Source organism: Kitasatospora sp. NPDC053308, from assembly GCF_055585785.1.
The window spans coordinates 1-2,375 of the sequence record NZ_JBVJJY010000060.1 but is presented as its reverse complement, the minus strand read 5'-3'; the positions used below and the strand labels follow the sequence as shown (position 1 = coordinate 2,375).

General features: G+C 74.1%; 1 protein-coding gene. It reads right to left on the bottom strand.

The features are described 5' to 3' along the window. The coding region (locus tag ACZ6Y7_RS37910; protein ID WP_465762539.1) for a type I polyketide synthase at positions 1-2,375 on the bottom strand (2,375 nt) is incomplete at both ends.

The window sequence follows — 2,375 nt, the reverse complement described above, 5'->3', positions numbered from 1 at the left end:
AAACCGACCTTGCCCGCGACGCCCATGGCCCCGGACACCACCTCGGGAACCTCCCGCCCCTCGGCCAAGGCCCTGAGTCCGGACGTCAGTTCCTCACCGCTGGAGCCGAGCACCACCGCTCGGTGCTCCAGCGCCGCCCGCGACGTCGCCAGCGACCAACCCACGCCGGCGATGTCCACGTCCGCCTGGACGAAGCTCGCCAACCGCTCCGCCTGCCCGGCGAGACCTTCCGCCGACCGGCCCGACACCACCCACGGCACGAGCGGGAGCACGACACCGCCGGCGGGCGAGTCGACGGCACCCTGATCGGGCGCCTGCTCGATGATCACGTGCGCGTTGGTGCCGCTGATGCCGAACGACGACACCCCCGCGCGCCGCGGACGCTCCTCCGAGTGCGGCCAGGGCTGCGCCTCGGTCACCAGCCGGACCGCACCCGATTCCCAGTCGACGTGCGACGACGGTTCCTCGGCGTGCAGCGTCCTCGGCAGCTGCTCGTGCTGCAGAGCCAGCACCATCTTGATGACGCCCGCGACGCCCGAGGACCACTGGGTGTGCCCGATGTTGGACTTCAGCGAGCCGAGCAGCAGCGGCCGGTCCTCCGGACGCCCCTGCCCGTAGGTCGCCAGCAGCGCCTGGGCCTCGATCGGGTCCCCCAGCCGGGTCCCCGTCCCGTGGCCCTCGACCACGTCCACGTCCCCCGTGGCCAGGCCCGCGCTGGCCAGCGCCGCCCGGATCACCCGCTGCTGCGACGGACCGTTCGGCGCCGTCAGACCGTTCGACGCGCCGTCCTGGTTGACGGCCGAGCCGCGCAGGACGGCGAGCACCTTGTGCCCGAGCCGCCGCGCGTCCGACAGCCGCTCCAGGACGACGATGCCGGCGCCCTCGGCCATGCCCATGCCGTCGGCCTGCTCCGAGTACGCCTTGCAGCGGCCGTCCGCCGCCAGCCCCTGCTGCCGGCTGAACCAGGCGAGCCACGAGGTGGTGGCGTGCACGGTGACGCCGCCGGCCAGCGCCAGCGAGCACTCCCCCGACCGCAGGGCCTGGCCGGCCAGGTGCAGGGCGACCAGCGACGAGGAGCACGCGGTGTCGACCGTCAGGGCCGGGCCTTCGAGGCCGAGCGTGTAGGCCACCCGGCCCGAGATCACGCTGGGTGCGATGCCCGACTGGAGGTGGCCCTCGAGTTCCTCGGGCGCGTTGGCGCCGTAACCGGACGAGGACGCGCCCACGAAGACACCGGTGGACGAGCCGCGCAGCCGGCGCGGGTCGATGCCCGCCCGTTCGAAGGCCTCCCAGGAGAGTTCGAGGAGCAGCCGCTGCTGCGGGTCCATCGCCAGCGCCTCGCGCGGGCTGATCCCGAAGAAGGCGGCGTCGAACTCGCCCGCGCCGGTGATGAATCCGCCGCCGCGCGTGTAGAAGGTGCCGGCCCGCTCCGCGTCCAGGTCGAAGAGCTGGGAGAGGTCCCAGCCCCGGTCGGTGGGGAGGTCGCCGACCGCGTCACCGCCGGCGGCCAGCAGGTCCCACAGCTGCTCCGGGGCGCTGACGTCACCGGGGAGGCGGCAGCTCATCGCCACGATCGCAATCGGCTCGTCGGCCCCTGCGGCCGTCCGGGCCAGGGCGGTGGGCTCGTCGGCGTTCCCCAGGGCTGCCGCCCGCAGGTGCTCGGACAGCGCCACGGGGGTCGGGTGGTCGAAGATCAGGGTGGTGGGCAGGCGCATGGCGACCGCGGCGCTCAGCCGGTTGCGCAGCTCGACGCCGGTCACCGAGTCGAACCCGAGCTCCTTGAAGGTGTGCGCGGGGTCGAGCGCCTGCGGGGAGGCGTGTCCGAGGACGGCCGCGGCGTGCGTCAGGACCAGGTCGAGCAGGACCTGGTCCTGCTCGGGCTCCGGTCGGCCCACGAGCTGCCGCAGGAGCCCGGTGGCACCGTCCGGCAGGGGTTCCCCGGCCGTGTCGTCGTCGGACTGCGGCAGCTCCATGGCGTGCGACGACGCTCCGCTGTCGAGCCAGAAGCGCCGGTGCCGGAAGGCGTACGTCGGAAGGTCCACCGGCCGGCCGGCCGGGAGCACGGCGCTCCAGTCCACCGGCACGCCTCGCACGAACGCGCGGGCGAGACCCGTGACCAGGCTCGTGACGCCCTCGTCGTTCCGTCGCTGGAGCGGGACGAAGACGGCGTCCTCGGTGCCGATGCCGGCCACCGTGTCAGGGCCGAGCGAGGACAGCGACCCGTCGGGCCCCACCTCGATGAACACCGTCACGCCCTGCTCGGCGAGAGCCGCGACAGCGTCGGCGAACCGCACCGCACCACGCGTCTGCGCCGGCCAGTAACCCGCCTCGCACCCGGTCACCAGCTCACCGGTCAGCGCACCCGCCCACATCAT